The sequence below is a fragment of the Agreia sp. Leaf210 genome, assembly GCF_001421485.1.
Classification (GTDB): domain Bacteria; phylum Actinomycetota; class Actinomycetes; order Actinomycetales; family Microbacteriaceae; genus Agreia.
In genome coordinates, this window is sequence record NZ_LMKK01000001.1 from 924,059 (window position 1) to 940,388 (window position 16,330).

Sequence of the window (16,330 nt, forward strand, 5' to 3'; positions counted from 1 at the left end):
GATCTCACCTCCACACACCACGTCACATAGAAAAGAGAAGCCCAGCCGTGAAATTCGATATTGGAGAGACCCTCGTCTACCCGCACCACGGAGCGGTCACCATCACGGAACTCGAGACCAAGAAGGTCAAGGGCGAAGACAAGCGCTACATGACGCTGCGGGTGCACACGAGCGATCTCATCATCAAGCTTCCGATCGACAACGTCGAACTCGTCGGAGTGCGTGACGTGATCGACGCCGCCGGTGTCGACGAGGTCTTCGCCGTTCTGCAGAACGACTTCGTCGAGGAGCCCGGCAACTGGTCGCGTCGCTACAAGGCGAACCAGGAGAAGATGGCCTCGGGCAGCGTGCACCGTGTCGCCGAGGTCGTTCGCGACCTGTGGCGTCGCGAGCAGGCTCAGGGCGTCTCGGCCGGCGAGAAGCGACTGCTGCTCAAGGCTCGACAGGTGCTCATCTCAGAGCTGGCACTCGCGCGCCGGGTCAGCGACGAAGACGCATCGCTGCTGCTCGACGAGGTGCTGAACGCGGTCGTCGTCTAAACTTTCGCAGCCCCTCGTATCGAGGAAAGCGTGGCAGAGGCCGACCGGTCCCCCCGGACCAGATCCCCACATCCCTGTCGGCCTCTGCCTATTAGCTCAAGTTAGACATTTCTGAGAGCGGTTGCAACGTGACGATGTCTCACGTTACGTCGCGAGTCGCTGTGTGGGCCCAACGACGGGTATCCGGCGTCTTAAAAAGAGAAGCGGGCCCGGGGTGCTGCACCCCGGGCCCGCTTCGTCGATCGTGCTAGTTGCAGACCTTCGAGAGCGCCATGAAGGTGTCCTGAACGTCGGTCGAGGCCTCGGTCAGGGCCTCGGTGTCGGCAGATGCCGGGTCGACCGAGAACGTCTTGAACTCGCTGACGAGCGAGCTCAGAGCCTCGTCTGCGTCATCGGCAACGTCTTTGACCTCGTCGTTCGAGACCTTCGACACGTTGTCGGAGAACTTGTCAGAGACCGTCTGAAGGGCCTTCGCCGCACCCTCGGGGTCGGTCGCGGCGTCGGAGAGGCTGCTGGTCAGCTCGCTCTGCAGGTCGGTGAGACCCGTCTCGAGAACCTTGCAGGCGTCGGCCTTGCTCTGTCCGCCGGCGCAGCCGGTCAGCAGAAGTCCGGTGATGGCGAGCGCGCCGATCAGCGAGGTGGTCTTGGTGCGCGAAATTCGCATTGGGAGGTACTCCTTTTTGGGGGGTGCTTGGTGTGAAAACCCTAGCAGTCAGCCGTAAACGGGCCGAGCCGAGGGCATGGGCAGTGCTCACCATTGACATCTCTCACCGCCCGACGCGAGGCTCCGGTCAAGGCGTGGGAACAGCCAGGCTGACGCCCGCATCGGCGTCGGAGAACTCCACGCTCGTCCAGGCGTCGGCCTCTCCGGCAACCGGGATCTCCGCCTTCAGCAGGTGGCCGGTCTCGTCGATCCAATAGCGGATCGTCGACGCCGCGTCGCTCGGCGGCGCCGTAGCCGGGGCATCCGACGTGGGGCCGGCGAAGACGTCGACCGGCACGCCGTCGATGTCGTCGGAACGCAACCAGAGGGCATCCGTCTGCTGCAGAAGCTGGGGGTTGTCGGGCCTGTCGTTGCCGAGACTCAGCAGCACCGAGACGACGTTCGAGAGGCTCGTCGCCGACGGGTCGAGGGGGCTGTCCGTCCAGCCGTCGGCGGGTACGGGCAGTGGCGCCTCATCGAGCGTCGTCGGCTGATAGCCGAGCGTCTGCGGCGTGAAGCGCAGCAGGCCGGTGTCGGCCGCGCCATTCACCGTGGTCGACGCGAAGCCGTAGCCCGCCGCCGCCGCGTAGTCGACCCAGCCCGAGAACGTGACCGGCTGCTGCCCCGCGATACTGAACGTCACCGCACGCACACCGCTGTCGAAGTTGTTGAAGCGAAAGATCGCGAGCCGCTGCGCCTGCTCCGTCGACAGCCTCGAAGTCGCCGCCTGGCTCGACGCCGCAGCATCCGGCGCATCTGACGGGGTACAGCCCGACACACCGAGGACACCACCCAGGAGCACCGCCACCACCAGGGGGCGCACCCCACGACTATTTCGAACCACCCGCCGAGGCTAGCGCATGCTCCGACGCAATAACGTCACAGTGCGCTAGACGAAGACAGTGCGCTAGACGAAGACGGGCTCCGGCTGCAGCACGACGCCGAACTCCGCCGACACGCGATTCTGGATGTACCGCGACAGTTCCGCGATATCGGCGGCTGCGGCGCCGCCGGTGTTCACGATCGCGAGCGTGTGCTTCGAGGAGATCGCCGCGCGGGATCCCGGCAGCGAGAAGCCCTTGCCGATGCCCGTGCGTTCGATCAACCACGCGGCGCTCAGCTTGACCTGCGGTTCCGTCGAGGCGGACGCCGATGCGGCTCCGCCGAGCGGACCCGACAGATCGACCACGAGACCGGATGCGGGGTCGGGCAATGGCACCACGACCGGGGCCGGCTCGGCCTCGACGAGCCAGCGGGGTGCATCCGACGGCAGCCCACGGGCGAAGTTCTCAGAGACGATCGGGTTCGTGAAGAACGAGCCGGCACTCACGGAATCGGGATCCGCGGCGTCGAGAACCATGCCCTTCGACGAGCGCAGCGACAGAACGGCCGAGCGCACGGCGCCGAGGGCCACCCGGTCACCCACGGCGACGCCGAGAGCGGCGGCCAGCTGCGGGTACGCGATCGGGTTGCCGAGAGCGAGCGGTCCGAGTGGCTCTGCGGAGTCGTCGGAGTCGGTCAGCGAGAACGTGACCGAGAGCACGACTCCGCGCCGACCCTTCTTGAACACGCTGGTGCGGTAGCCGAGTTCGAGCTCATCGCGGGCGATGCGCTCGACGCGGCCGGTGCCGTAGTCGAGGAAGTCCACAGAGACGATCGAGTCGCCGGCCTCCTGCCCGTAGGCGCCGATGTTCTGAATGGGCGATGCGCCGGTCGATCCGGGGATGCCCGAGAGCGCCTCGAGCCCCGACCAGCCCTGTTCCACCGTGTAGGCGACGAGGTCTTCCCACGGTTCGCCGGCCTGCACGCGCAGCCGAACGGTGCCGCTCGGCGCGACGATGCGCGCCACTCCTCTGGTCGCGACGCGCACGACCGTGCCGTCGAAGCCTTCGTCGGAGATGACGACGTTGGAGCCACCGCCGAGCACGAACCAGTCGTCACCCGAATCCCACACCCCGAGCACGCTCTGCAACAACTCGGGCTCACCCTGCGGCTCGATGATGCGGGCCGCGGGGCCGCCGACCTTCAGCGTCGTCAGGGGGCCGAGCGGAACATCCGCGGCCTCGACCGAGCCGTTCGACTGCCCCTCGGCGTGCGGTTCCGGCCGCCCGTGCCGCCCGCTCATACGGATGCGGAGGGCGCCAGAGAGACGACGGCCTGCGCCTTGCCGAGAACCGTGTCGCCGTTGTAGGTGACCGTCAGGTCGATGCGCGCGGTTCCTGCGTCGGCGTCGATCTTGCCGACCTTCGCGCTGACGATCAGTTCAGCTCCCTCGACGGGGTCGACGAGCACCGGGCGGGTGAAGCGCACCTGGTAGTCGAGCACACGCCCGGGGTCGCCGATCCAGTCGACGACCGGCTGCACGGCGAGGCCCATCGTCAGCATGCCGTGCGCGAGAACGCCGGGCAGGCCCACGGATGCCGCGACGTCGTCGCGATAGTGGATGGCGTTGAAGTCGCCGCTTGCTCCGGCGTAGCGCACGAGCGAGTCGCGGCTCAGCGCGAAGTGGCCACCCGCGACGACGTCGCCCGCAGTCAGCTCGTCGGGCATGAGGGTGATTCCGGCGGTCATTCGTCTCCCCTGACGACGAGGGTGGATGTTGCGGTCACGACGTGCGCGCCCGTCGCGTCGACGATTCTCGACTCGGCGGTGACCATCGAGTGGCCGCCCAGCGACTTGATGCTCGCGACGCTCAGGGTCGCGGTGAGCTCGTCGCCGGCCACGATCGGGCGGGTGAAAGTGAAGCGCTGGTCGCCGTGAACGACGCGCGAGAAGTCGATGCCGGCATCCGGCTCGCTCAGCAGCTGCTTCAACGTGTGCTCCTGCACCACCACCGCGAATGTGGGCGGGGCGACGACGTCGGCGTAGCCGGCCGCTCGAGCCGCTTCGACGTCGGTGTTGAGCGGGCTCGTGGCGAAGACGGCCGCGGAGAATTCGCGCACCTTCTCACGGCCGACGAGATAGGGAGAGGTCGGGGCGAAGACGCGTCCGACGAGTTCGGGGTTCACTGGCACCCGTCCATTGTACGAACGCCCCGGCCGGGTGTGCTCTGCGGCTGCCTAGACTGATCACCGATGAGCACCCCCCCAGCCCCGAAACCGCGGTCGCGCTCGAACCGCACCCTGTTCCTCGTGCTCGGAATCGGCGGCGCTCTCGGGCTGCTCGTGTCGATAGCGGCTGCCGTGATGGTCTTCGCGCTGGCGACCGGGGTCATGCGGGGCGGCGATGAGGCCGGCCCGGCGCCCGAGCCGTCGCCATCCGGCGCGTCACCCGACGACGTCGACTACAGCGACCTCACCTTCGGCTCGACGTACACGTTGCCCTCCGGCAGCCTCGCGGCCCTCACCTTCCGCCCGCCGGAGGGCACCGACTGGGTCGTCGATGCGGATGCCCCGAGCGACGCCGACACGATGAGCTACGTCAGCGAATCGACCGGATGCAAGCTGCGCATCTGGCAGTCGTCTCTCGACTCCGTCGATGTCGCCGCCGGCGACGACGACGAGGCGACCTCGCGTGAGGTGGCCTCGGCGCTGCGCACGCAGCCGATCGCCGACGACGCCTTCGCCAAGCACACGTTCACCGGCGGCTTCTCGTCGGCCAAGGTCGAGTTCGTCGACCTGCTCTGGGGCGCATCGAACGGCAACTACCTGGCCGTGCGCGCGTTCGGCGAGGCGGGAGTCTTCGTGTCGGTCGGGGTGGCGTGCACGCAGTCGAGCGCGTGGGACGCCGTGAAGAAGGCCGACTCGGGGCTCGGAGTCGTCACCCTGTCGGAGTAATTACTCCTGCAGTGATCGCGTAGGCCGCCAGCGGCCGTACCGAGGTCAGCCCGAGACCGCCCACATCGCGACGGCGCTGGCCGCTGCCACGTTCAGCGAGTCGATTCCGTGCTTCATCGGAATCTGCACCACGGTGTCGGATGCCGCTATCGCCTCGGGCGTCAGGCCCTCGCCCTCCGCGCCCAGCACCAGGGCGAGCTTCTCGGGAAGGCGAGCCTGGAAGTCTCGCAGGCTGACGGCATCCGGGGTCAGAGCCAGCGCGGCGACGTGGAAACCGGTGCCGACGAGCAGTTCGCGCGTCTCCGGCCACTCGCCGACGCGCGTCCAGGGAACCTGCAGCACCGTGCCCATGCTCACCCGGATCGCGCGGCGGTAGAACGGGTCGGAGCACCGCGGCGTGACGAGAACCGCATCGGCGCCGATCGCGCCCGCCGAGCGGAAGATCGCGCCCACATTCGTAGGGTCGACCACATTCTCGAGAACGACGACACGACGGGCGTTCCGGATGAGCTCCGCCGGGTTCGCGAGCGCCGGGCGATTCATCGAGGCGATGAGTCCGCGGTGCAGAATGTAGCCGGTGAGCTCGGCGAGGAGCTCGCCCGGGCCGGTGAAGATCGGCACGTCGGAGAAGCCGTACTCGGCGAGGGCGGCCTGGGCCTCGTCGGTCGAGGTTCCGAGCGCCAGGACCGAGCGGGGCACGTGGCCAGCGCGCAGTGCTCGCTCGAACACGAGCAACGACTCAGCGAGATAGAGGCCGTGCTCGGAGCCGCGAGCCTTCTTGAGGGCGACGTCGGTGAGGTGGGCGTAGTCGCTGAGCCTCGGATCGGTCAGGCTCTCGACGGGAAGTACGGGCACTCGCGCTGTCGCTATCCGCGCCGGTTCGGTGCATCCGCGTCTGGACGACCGGGAGCGGATGCGCCGGACGGGCGCGGATGTCCGCCTCCAGCGCCGCCGGCGCGGCCCTCGCGGCCCTCGCGGATGACGATCAGCGCGTACTGGGCGCCGACGAAGACGTGCAGCAGGCATCCGACGACCACGCCGTAGAAGGCGACGACGGCGAGCACCTCGTGGCCGGGGAAGTCGGCATGGCCGAGCAGCAGCAACGGAAGGCCGAGCATCAGGAACGTGGTGCGGATCTTCGAGATGTATGTGATCGTCATCGAACCCTGGCGCTTGTACGCAACGATGATCAGGCCCAGAACGAGGTCGGTCACCGCGATGGCGATGAGGATCCAGAGGGGCAGAATTCCGCTGATGACCAGGGTGAGGCACACCACCACCTGGCTGGCACGGTCGGCCACGGGGTCGAGTACGGCGCCGAAGTGCGTCACCTGGCCGAGCTTGCGCGCTGCGAAGCCGTCGATCCAGTCCGTGGCGCCGAGCGCGACGAGAACGATGAACGCCCAGAAGTTCTCGTGCCACAGCAGCACGAGAAGCACGAACAGCGGCATGAACAGGATGAGACGGGCGAACGTGATCGTGTTCGGCACGTTCAGAATCCGCTCGCGCTCCGGGTGCGCTGTCGAGGTGTCCACCCTCTGAGGGTAACCGCTGCACGGCCGCGAGCACTGCACGCCACAGGCACGAAAAAAGCCCCGAGATGGCGAGATCTCGGGGCTTTCGTAGCGGGAGCGGGACTCGAACCCGCGACACCACGATTATGAGCCGTGTGCTCTAACCACCTGAGCTACCCCGCCGGGCGCCGTCCGTTCGGCAAGCAGCTCGCGCTGCCGCCTGTGGAGGACGGAGCCCCCTGTGGGAATCGGACCCACTACCTCTTCCTTACCAAGGAAGTGCTCTACCAATGAGCTAAGGGGGCGTAACCTGCGCACGACTGATAAGCCGTGCGATTTGGCACCTGTAGAGAATAGCATCACAAACGGGCCAGCCTGAACCGCCGTCTGGGATCGAAACGATTCGAGACTAGAGTGTTGCGCATGACAGTCGAACTCACCGACGCCTCCGGCGCGCCTGAATCCGCCTCGCACAGCTCGCTGCTCGCGATCGGCAGCGGCACCGAGTGGTGGCGCTCCGCCGTGATCTATCAGATCTACCCGCGCTCATTCGCTGACAGTGACGGCGACGGCATCGGCGACCTGCCCGGCATCACGAGCCGCCTCGACTCGCTCGCAGACCTCGGGGTCGACGCGATCTGGCTCTCGCCGTTCTACACCTCTCCCCAGCACGACGCCGGCTACGACGTGGCGAACTACGTCGACGTCGATCCGCTCTTCGGCACCCTCTCCGACTTCGACGCCATGCTCGCTCGCGCACACGAACTCGGGCTCAAGGTCATCGTCGACCTCGTTCCCAACCACACCTCGTGGGAGCACGAGTGGTTCAAGGCCGCCCTCGCCGCTCCGGAAGGCAGCCCGGAGCGCGACCGTTACATGTTCCGCGACGGCCTCGGCGAGAACGGCGAGATCGCGCCCAACAACTGGCAGTCGGTGTTCGGCGGCCCCATGTGGGAGCGCACGACCAACCCCGATGGCACCCCCGGCCAGTGGTACTTGCACATCTTCGACGTGAGCCAGCCCGACCTGAACTGGCAGAACCCGTGGGTGCGCGAGCAGATGATCGGCGTTCTGCGCTTCTGGCTCGACCGCGGCGTCGACGGCTTCCGAGTGGATGTCGCGCACGGCCTGATCAAAGAGGCCGGGCTTCCCGACTACACGCCTCCCGCAGACGCCGGCAGCATGGGCGGCGGAGCCTCGCCCCTCGAGCCCGGGATCGACTCGGACGACCCGCCCACACCGCCCTATTGGGCACAGGACGGCGTGCACGAGATCTACCGCGCCTGGCACGAGGTGCTCGACGAGTACGAGGGCGATCGCGTCCTCTGCGCCGAGGCCTGGGTCGAGCCGCTCACCAAGCTCGCCCGCTGGGTGCGCCCCGACGAGATGCAGCAGGCCTTCAACTTCACCTACCTCGAGGCATCGTGGAACGCCCCGCAGCTGCGCGCGGTGATCGACACGTCGATCCACGCCTTCGGAACCGTCGGCGCCCCCTCCACCTGGGTGCTCTCGAATCACGACGTGGTGCGCCACGCCAGCCGCCTGGCTCTCGGAGCGGACAACCTGCAGGGTGACGGCATCGGGCCGAAGACCCCGGGGCTGCCCGACACCGCACTCGGTCTGCGTCGCGCCCGCGCCGCCACGGCCCTGATGCTCGCCCTCCCCGGCAGCTCCTACGTCTACCAGGGCGAGGAGCTCGGCCTGCCGGAGGCCATCCATCTGCCCGACGACGCGCGACAAGACCCCACCTGGTTCCGCACCAAAGGTGAGCGCTACGGGCGCGACGGATGCCGCGTGCCGATTCCCTGGGAGGCCGGCCGGCCGAGCTACGGCTTCGGCCCCACGGCCGCGAGCTGGCTGCCACAGCCGAGCGATTGGGATTCCTACTCCCGCGACAGCCAGACGGGCGTGCCCGGATCGACCCTCGAGCTCTACAAGCTCGCGCTGTCGCTGCGCGCACAGCACAAACTGGGCACGGGCCTGATCGAGTGGCTACCCGGTTACGGCGACGACGTGATCGCATTCTCGAACGGAGCCGTGACCGTGATCGCGAACATCGGTTCGGTGCCGGTCGAGCTGCCGGAGGGCGAAGTGCTGCTCGCGTCGGAGTCCGTCGCCGAAGCTGTACTACCCGTCGACACCACGGTCTGGCTCGCGAACTAGCCCTCGGGGGCACCGCGGTCCCAGCATCGACACGTCGAAAAAGCACCCAAGAATCCGCTCTTGGGTGCTTTTGCGACGAGTGAGTTCGAGGGAACAGATCCATCCGGCGAAGATGCACTCTCCGCCTCGGCTATCGGTGTTTTTCCGCCGAGTCGGCGCATCCCGAGTCGGCGTATCCGGCGGCTAGTTGGCGTACTGGTTCAGCCAGGGCATGGGGTCAATGGGCTTGTCGCTCGCATCGTGGATCTCGAAGTGCAGGTGCGCACCCGTCGAGGTTCCGGTGCTGCCCACGTTGCCGACCTGCTGGCCGACCTTCACGTCTTCGCCCTTGCTCATCGCGACCGAGTTGCACTGCATGTGGCCGTAGAGGCTCGCGAACTTCATGCCGTTGACGTTGTGGTCGACGATCACGTAGCAGCCGTAGCCGCCCGCATCGCTCTTCTGCGAGAGCCGCACGGTGCCGTCGGCGATCACCTGAATAGGGGCGCCCATTCCGGGGTTGAAGTCGATGCCCTGGTGGTTCGTGCTTCCGATACCACCGGGTGATGAGCGGTAGCCGAAGCCGTCGCTGATCGGCACGCCGGTCGGGAACGGCCACTGGATGCTGCCACTCGTGTCGTTCGAGAAGGTGTCGGCCGTGCTGAAACCGGTCATCGACACCTTGGGCACGCTCGTGACCGTGTAGGAGTCGCGGTTGACCTGCGCCGCGGCGGCCTCTGTCGCGGTTCTGGCCTGCTGCTTCGTCGTGTCGCGGGTCGTGTTCTGCTCGGCCTGCACCTGCACGCTCTGCGAGATCGACGCGTTCGGCGTCGCGGCGAAGTACGCCTCGGCGGGAAGCGACGTGGCCACGGCGATTCCGCCGGCGATCAGGAACGCGAACATGCCGAAGCTCTTCTTGGCGATCGTCTTGGTCGAGGGGCGACGTCGTCGCTGCTGCGGGATGGCCGCCTCGCCAGAGCCGTTGCCGGATGCGTCGGCCGCCGACTTCGGCGAACTCACGCGGGAGCGTTCGGCGGGCGCGCTGGCCGCGCGGCGACCGACCTTCACCCGCGGAGGAGTGTTCTCGTCGTCGGACCGGCCGGAGACGGCGCGGCGGCCCGGCACGCGAGTCGAGGGCGCGGGTGCCACTTCGCCGAGCACGTCGGCGGCGGCGATGTCGACGGAGGCCTCAGCCGAAGAGTCGACGACGGGAACGCTCACGTCGACAGGCGAGTCTGCCGAGACTCCGGAGCCGTCGAGGGTGACATCGACGGCAGACACCGGCGTGACCGACTCGGCTACGCCGACCGCGACCAGTTGCGGCTCGGTCGTTGCGAACGCGACAGCGGAGGCGAGCTCGTCGGTCGACGCGGCAGCGCGACGCCCGCGGGGACGAACAGTGTTTTCGAACGCGGCGCGTTCGGCCGCGCGCTCCTGCTCTTCGGTGAGGATGACGGGGGCGGCCACGCCGGCGGCTCGAGCCGCCCTGCGGGTCTGAGGGGCAGCGACCGGTCGCGCATCCGGAGTCGCCGCAGCGGCCACGGGCGCTGCGAGAGGAACCTCGGTGCTGAGGGCATCGCTGGATGCCGCCTGGCGCCGTGACCTTCGGGACTGGGGAACGTCGTGGGCCTTGGGGGTCGAACCGTCGGTCGCAGACGAGAGGTCATCTGGACGGGGGTTGTGACGAGCCAAGGTGCAGGAGTTCCAATGTCAGTTCGGGTTTTAGAGCAAAGTGCGTTCTGTATGTCTCACGCCAGTCAAAGACGCGACTGTCGAGGCTAACCGCCTAGTCTGAAAATTTCCGCAAAACGAAAAACTTTCGGCGCACACTGACGGTCTCCGACTGTCAGATGAGGCCGGCGGATGCGTACAGCTCGCGCAGGATCGGCTCGAGCTCGACAGCGAGCGACTCGTCGGTGGCCAGCAGGAACCGGGCGCTCTCGGCGTCGCCGTCGAAGCCGCTGACCCGGCCGCCCGCCTCTCGAACGACAAGGGCACCCGCGGCGTGATCCCACGGATTCAGACCCCGCTCGGCGTAGACGTCGAGGCGCCCCGCCGCGACCCAGCAGAGGTCGAGAGCCGCAGAGCCGGCACGGCGAATGTCGCGGACGCGGCCGATGATGCCGGCCAGCACCTGACCCTGGCGCACGCGTGTCTCGGCGCTGTACGAGAAGCCCGTGCTCAGAAGCGCCTGCTCGAGCGAGACGTCGGAGTTGACCTGAAGCTGCTGGGCGCCGAGGTAGGCCCCACCTGCTTGCGAGGCCGTGAAGACCTCTCCCGTGGCCGGGTTCACGACGCAGCCGGCGAGGGTGTTCCACTGCTGGGGGTCGGCGCCGCCCTCGACGACGGCGATACTCACCGCGTACTGAGGAATGCCGTACAGATAGTTGACCGTTCCGTCGATGGGATCGACGATCCACGTCAGTCCGGAACCGCCCGTCGAGCCGGTGGACTCCTCGCCCAGAAAGCCGTCGTCCGGTCGTACGTCGGCGATCGCGCTGCGAATGTAGCTCTCGACCTCCCGGTCGGCGAGGGTGACCACGTCGACGATCGAGGACTTCGTCGCCGCGACCTCGACACCCTCGGCGCGACGGCGGGCCGCGAGCGCGCCCGCTTCGAGGCCGATTCGGCGGGCGATGTCGAGCAGATCGTTGTTCGCAGCGATGGTCATGACTCCAGCCTGTCACAGCAGCCTGATCCACAGAACTCGCCCGAATATTCACGTGAACGGGCGCCCCCGCTAGGGTCGTTGCGAGCACCGGCAGCGGAACAGGAGCAGTAAGAGGATGATCGGCAACAACGCGCCCGTATGGTTCGGCGGCGACTACAACCCGGAGCAGTGGCCGGAGGAGGTCTGGGCCGACGACGTGCGGCTCATGCAGAAGGCCGGCGTCACGATCGCGACGGTCGGCGTGTTCTCGTGGGCCAAGCTCGAGCCGCGCGACGGGGAGTTCGACTTCGCCTGGCTCGACCGGGTGATCGACGGTCTCCACGCGGGCGGAGTCCGCGTCGACCTCGCGACCGCGACCGCCTCTCCCCCGCCGTGGCTCAGCGCCGCGCATCCCGAGATCCTGCCGGTCACCGCCGAGGGTGTGCGCCTCGACGTCGGCAGCCGGCAGCAGTACAGCCCGAGCTCCCGCGTGTACCGCGAGTACGCGACCCGCCTCGTGCGGGCCATGGCCGAGCGTTACGGCGCGCATCCGGCCGTCGCGGCCTGGCACATCAACAACGAATACGGATGCCACGTGGCGCAGTCGTTCGACGACGAGTCGGCCGCGGCGTTCAGGGTGTGGCTCGAGGCGAAGTACGGCAGCATCGAGGCGCTGAACCACGCGTGGGGCACCGCGTTCTGGTCGCAGCACTACTCGAAGTTCAGCGAGGTGCAGCCGCCACGCGCCATGCCCACGTTCCCGAATCCCACACAGCTGCTCGACTGGCACCGCTTCTCTTCGGACGCGCTGCTCGAGTGCTACCGCGCCGAGCTGGCCGTTCTGCGCGAGGTCACTCCCGACATCCCCGTGACCACCAACTTCATGGGCTTCTTCAAACCGGTCGACTACTGGAAGTGGGCGAAGGAGGTCGACTTCGTCTCGGACGACTCGTACCCCGACCCCGCAGACCCGCTCTCTCCCGCGTTCGCCGCGATGACCCGCGACCTCATGCGCTCGCTGCGCGGCGGCCAGCCGTGGATGCTCATGGAGCAGACGACGGGCGCGGTGAATTGGCGTACCCGCAACGCCCCGAAGCTGCCGGGCGAGAACCGGCTCTACTCGATGCAGTCCGTCGCCCGTGGCGCGGACGGCATCCTGTACTTCCAGTGGCGGCAGTCCGTCGCGGGGGCCGAGAAGTTCCACGCCGCGATGGTGCCGCACGCCGGAGAGGACACGCGCATCTTCCGCGAGGTGACGGCTCTCGGCGCCGAGCTGACGACCCTGGTCGACGTCGTGGGATCGCGGGTCCCGAGTTCTGTCGCGATCGTCTTCGACTGGGATTCGTGGAACGCGCTCGAGCAGCCGGCCTCGCCCGCGCAGCTCGTCTATCTCGACGAGATCATGTCGTGGCACTGGTCGCTGCGGGCGCTCGGTGTGACGGTCGACTTCGTCGAGGCGGGCGCTTCTGTCGACGGATACTCGCTCGTCATCGCGCCGGCTCTCTTCGCCGTGCCCCGCGCGGCGCTCGAGACGTTGGCCGCGGTTCCCGCCCGCGGAGGGCAGCTGATCGTGGGCTACCAGACCGGCATCCTCGACGAGAACCTGCACGTGCAGCAGGGCGGCTACCTCGGCCCGCTGCAGGCGGCGCTGGGAGTGCGGGTCGAGGAGTTCGCGCCCCTCGCCGGGCCCGACCTGCGCGCCACGGGAACCGCGCCCGTGCCGACCACGGGCATCCGGTTCGGCGACGAGGTGCGCCCGGCCGCTGTCTGGACCGAGCTTTTGCGCGCCGACGACTCCGAGGTGCTGGCGACGTTCACCGATGGGCTCGCGGCGGGGTCACCCGCGATCACGAGGCGCTCGGCGGGTGGTCCGGCGAGCGGGTCGGATGCGCCGGGCAGGGCCGCGGGCACGGCCTGGTACGTGGCGACCCGGCCCGATACGGCCACCGTGTACGAACTGCTTCTGGATGCGCTGGGTCGCGCGGGCGTGCGCCCCCTGCTCGACGGCTCGAACCCCGACATCGAGGTGGTCGAGCGCGCCGGAATGCGCTGGGTGCTGAACTTCGGACGCGCCGAGGCCACGGTCACCGTCGGCGACGACACGGTGACGATCCCGGCTCACGACCTGGTGCGGTTGCCCGTGGTCTAGTGCCGTGGCGTAGCGCTGGGGCTGGCGGCGCTCAGGCGCGCAGGAACTCGATCGCCGCGGTGCGGAAGTGGCGCGACGTGGGCGCGTTGAAGTGGTTGCGACCGGGGATCTCGTAGAAGACCCCGTTCGGCGTGGCCTCGGCCAGGCCCTTCGAGCGCTCGAGGATCGAATCGTCGCTGCCGGTCGCGAACAGCACGGGCTGCAGGGGCGGATGCGCCGGGTCGGGCTGGATGCCGTCGCGCATGCCGTCGACGAGGCTCATCAGCGCCTCGAGATCGTTGCCCGGAATGGCGGAGGCCATGGTCACGTAGGCGCGGGTGATCCGATCCTCGACCTCGGCGCCGGTCTCGATGAACGCCCTGGCCTCGTCGGTGCGCAGACGGGTCAGCGGCTGGCCGTCGGGGATTCCGCCGAGAACCGCGCGGGTGATGCGCCCGGAAAGATCGAGCGCCGCCTGCCAGCCGACCCGCGCGCCCAGCGAGTACCCGGCGTAGACGGCCTCGTCGATGAGATAGGTGTCCATCACCACGACCAGATCGGAGACGAGCTGTTCCATCGAATAGGCGGAGGGGTCGTGGGGCTTGTCGCTCTCACCGTGCCCTCGCTGGTCGAGGGCGATTACCCGATAGCCCGCGCGGGTGAGGTCGCGGGTCCACCCCGTGGCATGCCAGTTGACGAGTGCGCTCGAGGCGAAGCCGTGCACCGCGAGAACGGTCGGCGCGTCTGCATCTCCGAACTCGTAGGTGGCTAACTGCAGCCCATCGGAGGACATGATCTTCTGCGCGCGGGGCGCGGCCGGCACAAGTGAGTTCACGCGTCCAGTCTGCCAACAATCGGCGGTGCGCCCGCGCACGGTCGCATACTGGTGTCGTGACCGCCGCAGCCTCCGTTCTCGACACCCTCGTCGCATCCATCGATGCCCACCATCTCGGCGCCTATGGCGTGCACGTACTCGTCGCCGACAACGAGGCTCACCACCGCTGGCGCAGCGACGACCGCGAGAACCTCTACTCGGTGTCGAAGGGTGTCTGCGCCCTCGCGGCAAGTATGGCCGCCGATGAGGGCGTCATCTCGTTCGACACCAGTGTCGGCGAGGTCTTCGCGGGTGGCCAGCTGGGAGAGGGCACACACGACGTGACCCTCGGCCAGCTCCTCTCCATGACGAGCGGCATCGACTTCGAATGGTTCGGCGACGACGAGGTCGTCTGGCCCGACCTCGCCCTCGAGATGATCGGCAGGCCCACACGCGGCGCCGGTCGCGTCTTCCAGTACTCGGATGCGAGCACCTACCTGGCCATGCGGATGCTGGGCTCGATCGTCGGCGACGTGCGCGACTGGCTGATGCCACGTCTCTTCGAGCCGCTGGGCATTCACAATCCGCAGTGGCACCGCTGCCCCCTCGGCTGGATCCTCGGCGGCAGCGGCCTCTACCTGCGAACCTCGGAGCTGGCCCGGATCGGGCGGCTGCTTCGCGATCGGGGCAGTTGGAACGGACAGAGCCTCGTGTCTGCCGAACGGATCGACGCGCTGCATGGCGACTGGGTGTCCACGGGCGGCGCACCGCCCTTCGAGCGCTACGGCATCGCCACCTGGGCAGGGCCCGGCGACTCGTGGAGGCTCGACGGCCGGTATGGCCAGTACGTGATCGTCGATGATGCCCGCGATGCCATGATCACGATCACGGCTCACGAGGAGGGGCACGATCATCGACTGGCGGATCTTGCGCACGCGGCCCTCGTCGGGGGTGCATCCCTACGCGCATGACTGTGCCCGTTTACCTCCATTCCGTCGGTGCGCGGCCGCACAGTTGGAGGTAAACGGGCACAATCATCGGGCGGATCCGCAGCGACAGCAGCGGCAACGAAGAAAGCCCCGCGAATCGTATGATTCGCAGGGCTTTTCTGGTGGCAAGTGAGGGATTCGAACCCCCGAAGTCTAAGACGGCTGATTTACAGTCAGATCCCTTTGGCCGCTTGGGTAACTTGCCAGGGCGCACCCGACCACGTGAGACACACAACCGAAGGCGCGTGTACACATTACCCGCCTTCACGCCGTCGGCGAAATCAGCCCGTCGCGAGGTCGTTCGAATAGCGGATGGCGTACTCCGAGACGCCCACCGCATAGGGCGCGGCGTCGTTGTATGCCGCGATGGCCATGCGCCAGTTGTCGGCCACCGAGAGGTCTCCGCCCGCGTGGCAGAGGTAGTTGGCGGTGGCCAGCACGGCGTCGTCGAAGTTCTGCGGATCGACCTCTCCGTCGCCCGACCCGTCTGCACCCCAGTTGCGCCAGCTGTCGGGGATGAACTGCAGCGGGCCGACCGCGCGATCCCACTCGGCGTCGCCGTCGATGGCGCCCTGGTCGCTGTCGGGAATCGCATTGGTCGTCGCGCCGTCGAGGGCGATTCCGAGAATGGGAGGGGTGACGAGGCCGTCGGCGCCGATCGACGAGCCGTCGATGGTGCCGTGGTGGCTCTCCATCTCGCCGATGCCCGCCAGGGTGTTCCACCCGAGGTTGCAGCCGGGGTTCTGGTTGGCCACATAGACAGCGGCGCCACCGTAGGCCAGCATGGCGCGATCAGGGATGCCCGTGGCCGCGGCCGCGCGCGCCGCCCAGTCGGCATCGACCAGGGTCGGCAGGCCCGACCAGGGGTCGACGACCGGAGCGATGGCCGCCTCTGGCGTGGCCTTGGCCGGAGCCTCGGCCGTCTCGGATTCGCTGGACTCGGGCGACGTCGTGCACCCGACGAGGGCGAACGCGACCGCGAGGACAGGAGCAAGGAGACGGGAACGACGCACGGCCTCAAGTGTACGGATGGGGTCTGACACGGCGCCGACACGGCGAAGCTAAACTGGTGCGC

The 16,330-nt window shown here is 68.0% G+C and carries 16 protein-coding genes and 3 tRNA genes; 5 read left to right on the top strand and 14 right to left on the bottom strand.

Annotated features, from left to right (window positions below):
* Positions 1–47: 47 nt before the first annotated feature.
* Complete coding sequence (locus tag ASE64_RS04355) at positions 48–539, top strand: CarD family transcriptional regulator (RefSeq protein WP_044442618.1); 492 nt, start codon at positions 48–50, stop codon at positions 537–539.
* A gap of 247 nt (positions 540–786) precedes the next feature.
* Here ASE64_RS04355 and ASE64_RS04360 read toward each other — a convergent pair whose 3' ends face one another.
* The 5 genes from ASE64_RS04360 to ASE64_RS04380 all read right to left on the bottom strand — a co-directional run bounded on the left by ASE64_RS04360 (position 787) and on the right by ASE64_RS04380 (position 4,256).
* Positions 787–1,203 carry a hypothetical protein gene (locus ASE64_RS04360; protein WP_055776347.1) on the bottom strand — a complete coding sequence of 139 codons (417 nt, stop codon included), beginning with the start codon at positions 1,201–1,203 and terminating at the stop codon, positions 787–789.
* Between the two features lie 127 nt (positions 1,204–1,330).
* Complete coding sequence (locus tag ASE64_RS04365; protein ID WP_156351637.1) at positions 1,331–2,086, bottom strand: hypothetical protein; 756 nt, start codon at positions 2,084–2,086, stop codon at positions 1,331–1,333.
* 63 nt (positions 2,087–2,149) lie between these two features.
* Positions 2,150–3,367: a UDP-N-acetylmuramate dehydrogenase gene (locus ASE64_RS04370; RefSeq protein WP_082465882.1), complete on the bottom strand. Its 1,218-nt coding sequence runs from the start codon at positions 3,365–3,367 to the stop codon at positions 2,150–2,152.
* Entirely contained in the window at positions 3,364–3,813 is a 450-nt protein-coding gene (locus ASE64_RS04375) for a MaoC family dehydratase (RefSeq protein WP_055776352.1), read from the bottom strand. The genes ASE64_RS04370 and ASE64_RS04375 overlap by 4 nt, the downstream gene beginning before the upstream one ends.
* Positions 3,810–4,256, bottom strand: a complete 447-nt coding sequence (locus tag ASE64_RS04380; protein ID WP_082465883.1) for an FAS1-like dehydratase domain-containing protein — start codon at positions 4,254–4,256, stop codon at positions 3,810–3,812. The genes ASE64_RS04375 and ASE64_RS04380 overlap by 4 nt, the downstream gene beginning before the upstream one ends.
* A gap of 60 nt (positions 4,257–4,316) precedes the next feature.
* Between ASE64_RS04380 and ASE64_RS04385 the strand changes: the two genes are divergently transcribed.
* Positions 4,317–5,018, top strand: a complete 702-nt coding sequence (locus ASE64_RS04385) for a hypothetical protein (RefSeq protein WP_055776359.1) — start codon at positions 4,317–4,319, stop codon at positions 5,016–5,018.
* Positions 5,019–5,063: 45 nt separating this feature from the next.
* On the opposite strand, the gene ASE64_RS04390 is transcribed toward ASE64_RS04385, so the two are convergent.
* The 4 genes from ASE64_RS04390 to ASE64_RS04405 form a co-directional block, all read right to left on the bottom strand.
* A complete protein-coding gene (locus ASE64_RS04390) occupies positions 5,064–5,873 on the bottom strand; it encodes a TrmH family RNA methyltransferase (protein ID WP_055776362.1) in 810 nt (269 codons plus the stop codon).
* An 11-nt stretch (positions 5,874–5,884) separates the two neighbouring features.
* Positions 5,885–6,553 carry a CDP-alcohol phosphatidyltransferase family protein gene (locus ASE64_RS04395; protein WP_055776365.1) on the bottom strand — a complete coding sequence of 223 codons (669 nt, stop codon included), beginning with the start codon at positions 6,551–6,553 and terminating at the stop codon, positions 5,885–5,887.
* An 88-nt stretch (positions 6,554–6,641) separates the two neighbouring features.
* Positions 6,642–6,715 (bottom strand) — tRNA-Met (locus ASE64_RS04400).
* A 50-nt stretch (positions 6,716–6,765) separates the two neighbouring features.
* Positions 6,766–6,837 (bottom strand) — tRNA-Thr (locus ASE64_RS04405).
* Positions 6,838–6,955: 118 nt separating this feature from the next.
* On the opposite strand from ASE64_RS04405, the gene ASE64_RS04410 reads away from it, so the two are divergent.
* The gene (locus tag ASE64_RS04410; protein ID WP_082465884.1) at positions 6,956–8,695 is read left to right on the top strand and encodes a glycoside hydrolase family 13 protein; all 1,740 of its coding nucleotides are present in this window, start codon (positions 6,956–6,958) and stop codon (positions 8,693–8,695) included.
* 183 nt (positions 8,696–8,878) lie between these two features.
* Here the strand turns inward: ASE64_RS04410 and ASE64_RS04415 are convergent, their stop codons facing one another.
* Together ASE64_RS04415 and ASE64_RS04420 are read right to left on the bottom strand one after the other, a co-directional pair.
* The gene (locus ASE64_RS04415; protein ID WP_055776368.1) at positions 8,879–10,366 is read right to left on the bottom strand and encodes a peptidoglycan DD-metalloendopeptidase family protein; all 1,488 of its coding nucleotides are present in this window, start codon (positions 10,364–10,366) and stop codon (positions 8,879–8,881) included.
* Positions 10,367–10,520: 154 nt separating this feature from the next.
* Positions 10,521–11,345 (bottom strand): inositol monophosphatase family protein, encoded by an 825-nt coding sequence (locus tag ASE64_RS04420; protein ID WP_055776371.1) that lies wholly within the window; start codon positions 11,343–11,345, stop codon positions 10,521–10,523.
* Between the two features lie 115 nt (positions 11,346–11,460).
* On the opposite strand from ASE64_RS04420, the gene ASE64_RS04425 reads away from it, so the two are divergent.
* Complete coding sequence (locus ASE64_RS04425) at positions 11,461–13,473, top strand: beta-galactosidase (RefSeq protein WP_055776374.1); 2,013 nt, start codon at positions 11,461–11,463, stop codon at positions 13,471–13,473.
* Between the two features lie 31 nt (positions 13,474–13,504).
* On the opposite strand, the gene ASE64_RS04430 is transcribed toward ASE64_RS04425, so the two are convergent.
* Positions 13,505–14,287 carry an alpha/beta fold hydrolase gene (locus tag ASE64_RS04430; RefSeq protein WP_055776377.1) on the bottom strand — a complete coding sequence of 261 codons (783 nt, stop codon included), beginning with the start codon at positions 14,285–14,287 and terminating at the stop codon, positions 13,505–13,507.
* Between the two features lie 56 nt (positions 14,288–14,343).
* Here ASE64_RS04430 and ASE64_RS04435 point away from each other — a divergent pair, with 56 nt between their 5' ends.
* Positions 14,344–15,237 carry a serine hydrolase domain-containing protein gene (locus ASE64_RS04435; RefSeq protein WP_055776380.1) on the top strand — a complete coding sequence of 298 codons (894 nt, stop codon included), beginning with the start codon at positions 14,344–14,346 and terminating at the stop codon, positions 15,235–15,237.
* A gap of 138 nt (positions 15,238–15,375) precedes the next feature.
* Here the strand turns inward: ASE64_RS04435 and ASE64_RS04440 are convergent.
* Both ASE64_RS04440 and ASE64_RS04445 read right to left on the bottom strand, forming a co-directional pair.
* Positions 15,376–15,460, bottom strand: a tRNA-Tyr gene (locus tag ASE64_RS04440).
* Between the two features lie 76 nt (positions 15,461–15,536).
* Positions 15,537–16,268 (bottom strand): lytic transglycosylase domain-containing protein, encoded by a 732-nt coding sequence (locus ASE64_RS04445; RefSeq protein WP_055776384.1) that lies wholly within the window; start codon positions 16,266–16,268, stop codon positions 15,537–15,539.
* Positions 16,269–16,330 lie beyond the last annotated feature (62 nt).

What these genes read in the sequence shown, in the direction of transcription:
- ASE64_RS04360 (WP_055776347.1), bottom strand. Translation starts at nt 1,203, where the DNA reads ATGCGAATTTCGCGCACCAAGACCACCTCGCTGATCGGCGCGCTCGCC.
- ASE64_RS04370 (WP_082465882.1), bottom strand. Translation starts at nt 3,367, where the DNA reads ATGAGCGGGCGGCACGGGCGGCCGGAACCGCACGCCGAGGGGCAGTCG.
- ASE64_RS04375 (WP_055776352.1), bottom strand. Translation starts at nt 3,813, where the DNA reads ATGACCGCCGGAATCACCCTCATGCCCGACGAGCTGACTGCGGGCGAC.
- ASE64_RS04385 (WP_055776359.1), top strand. Translation starts at nt 4,317, where the DNA reads ATGAGCACCCCCCCAGCCCCGAAACCGCGGTCGCGCTCGAACCGCACC.
- ASE64_RS04410 (WP_082465884.1), top strand. Translation starts at nt 6,956, where the DNA reads ATGACAGTCGAACTCACCGACGCCTCCGGCGCGCCTGAATCCGCCTCG.
- ASE64_RS04420 (WP_055776371.1), bottom strand. Translation starts at nt 11,345, where the DNA reads ATGACCATCGCTGCGAACAACGATCTGCTCGACATCGCCCGCCGAATC.
- ASE64_RS04425 (WP_055776374.1), top strand. Translation starts at nt 11,461, where the DNA reads ATGATCGGCAACAACGCGCCCGTATGGTTCGGCGGCGACTACAACCCG.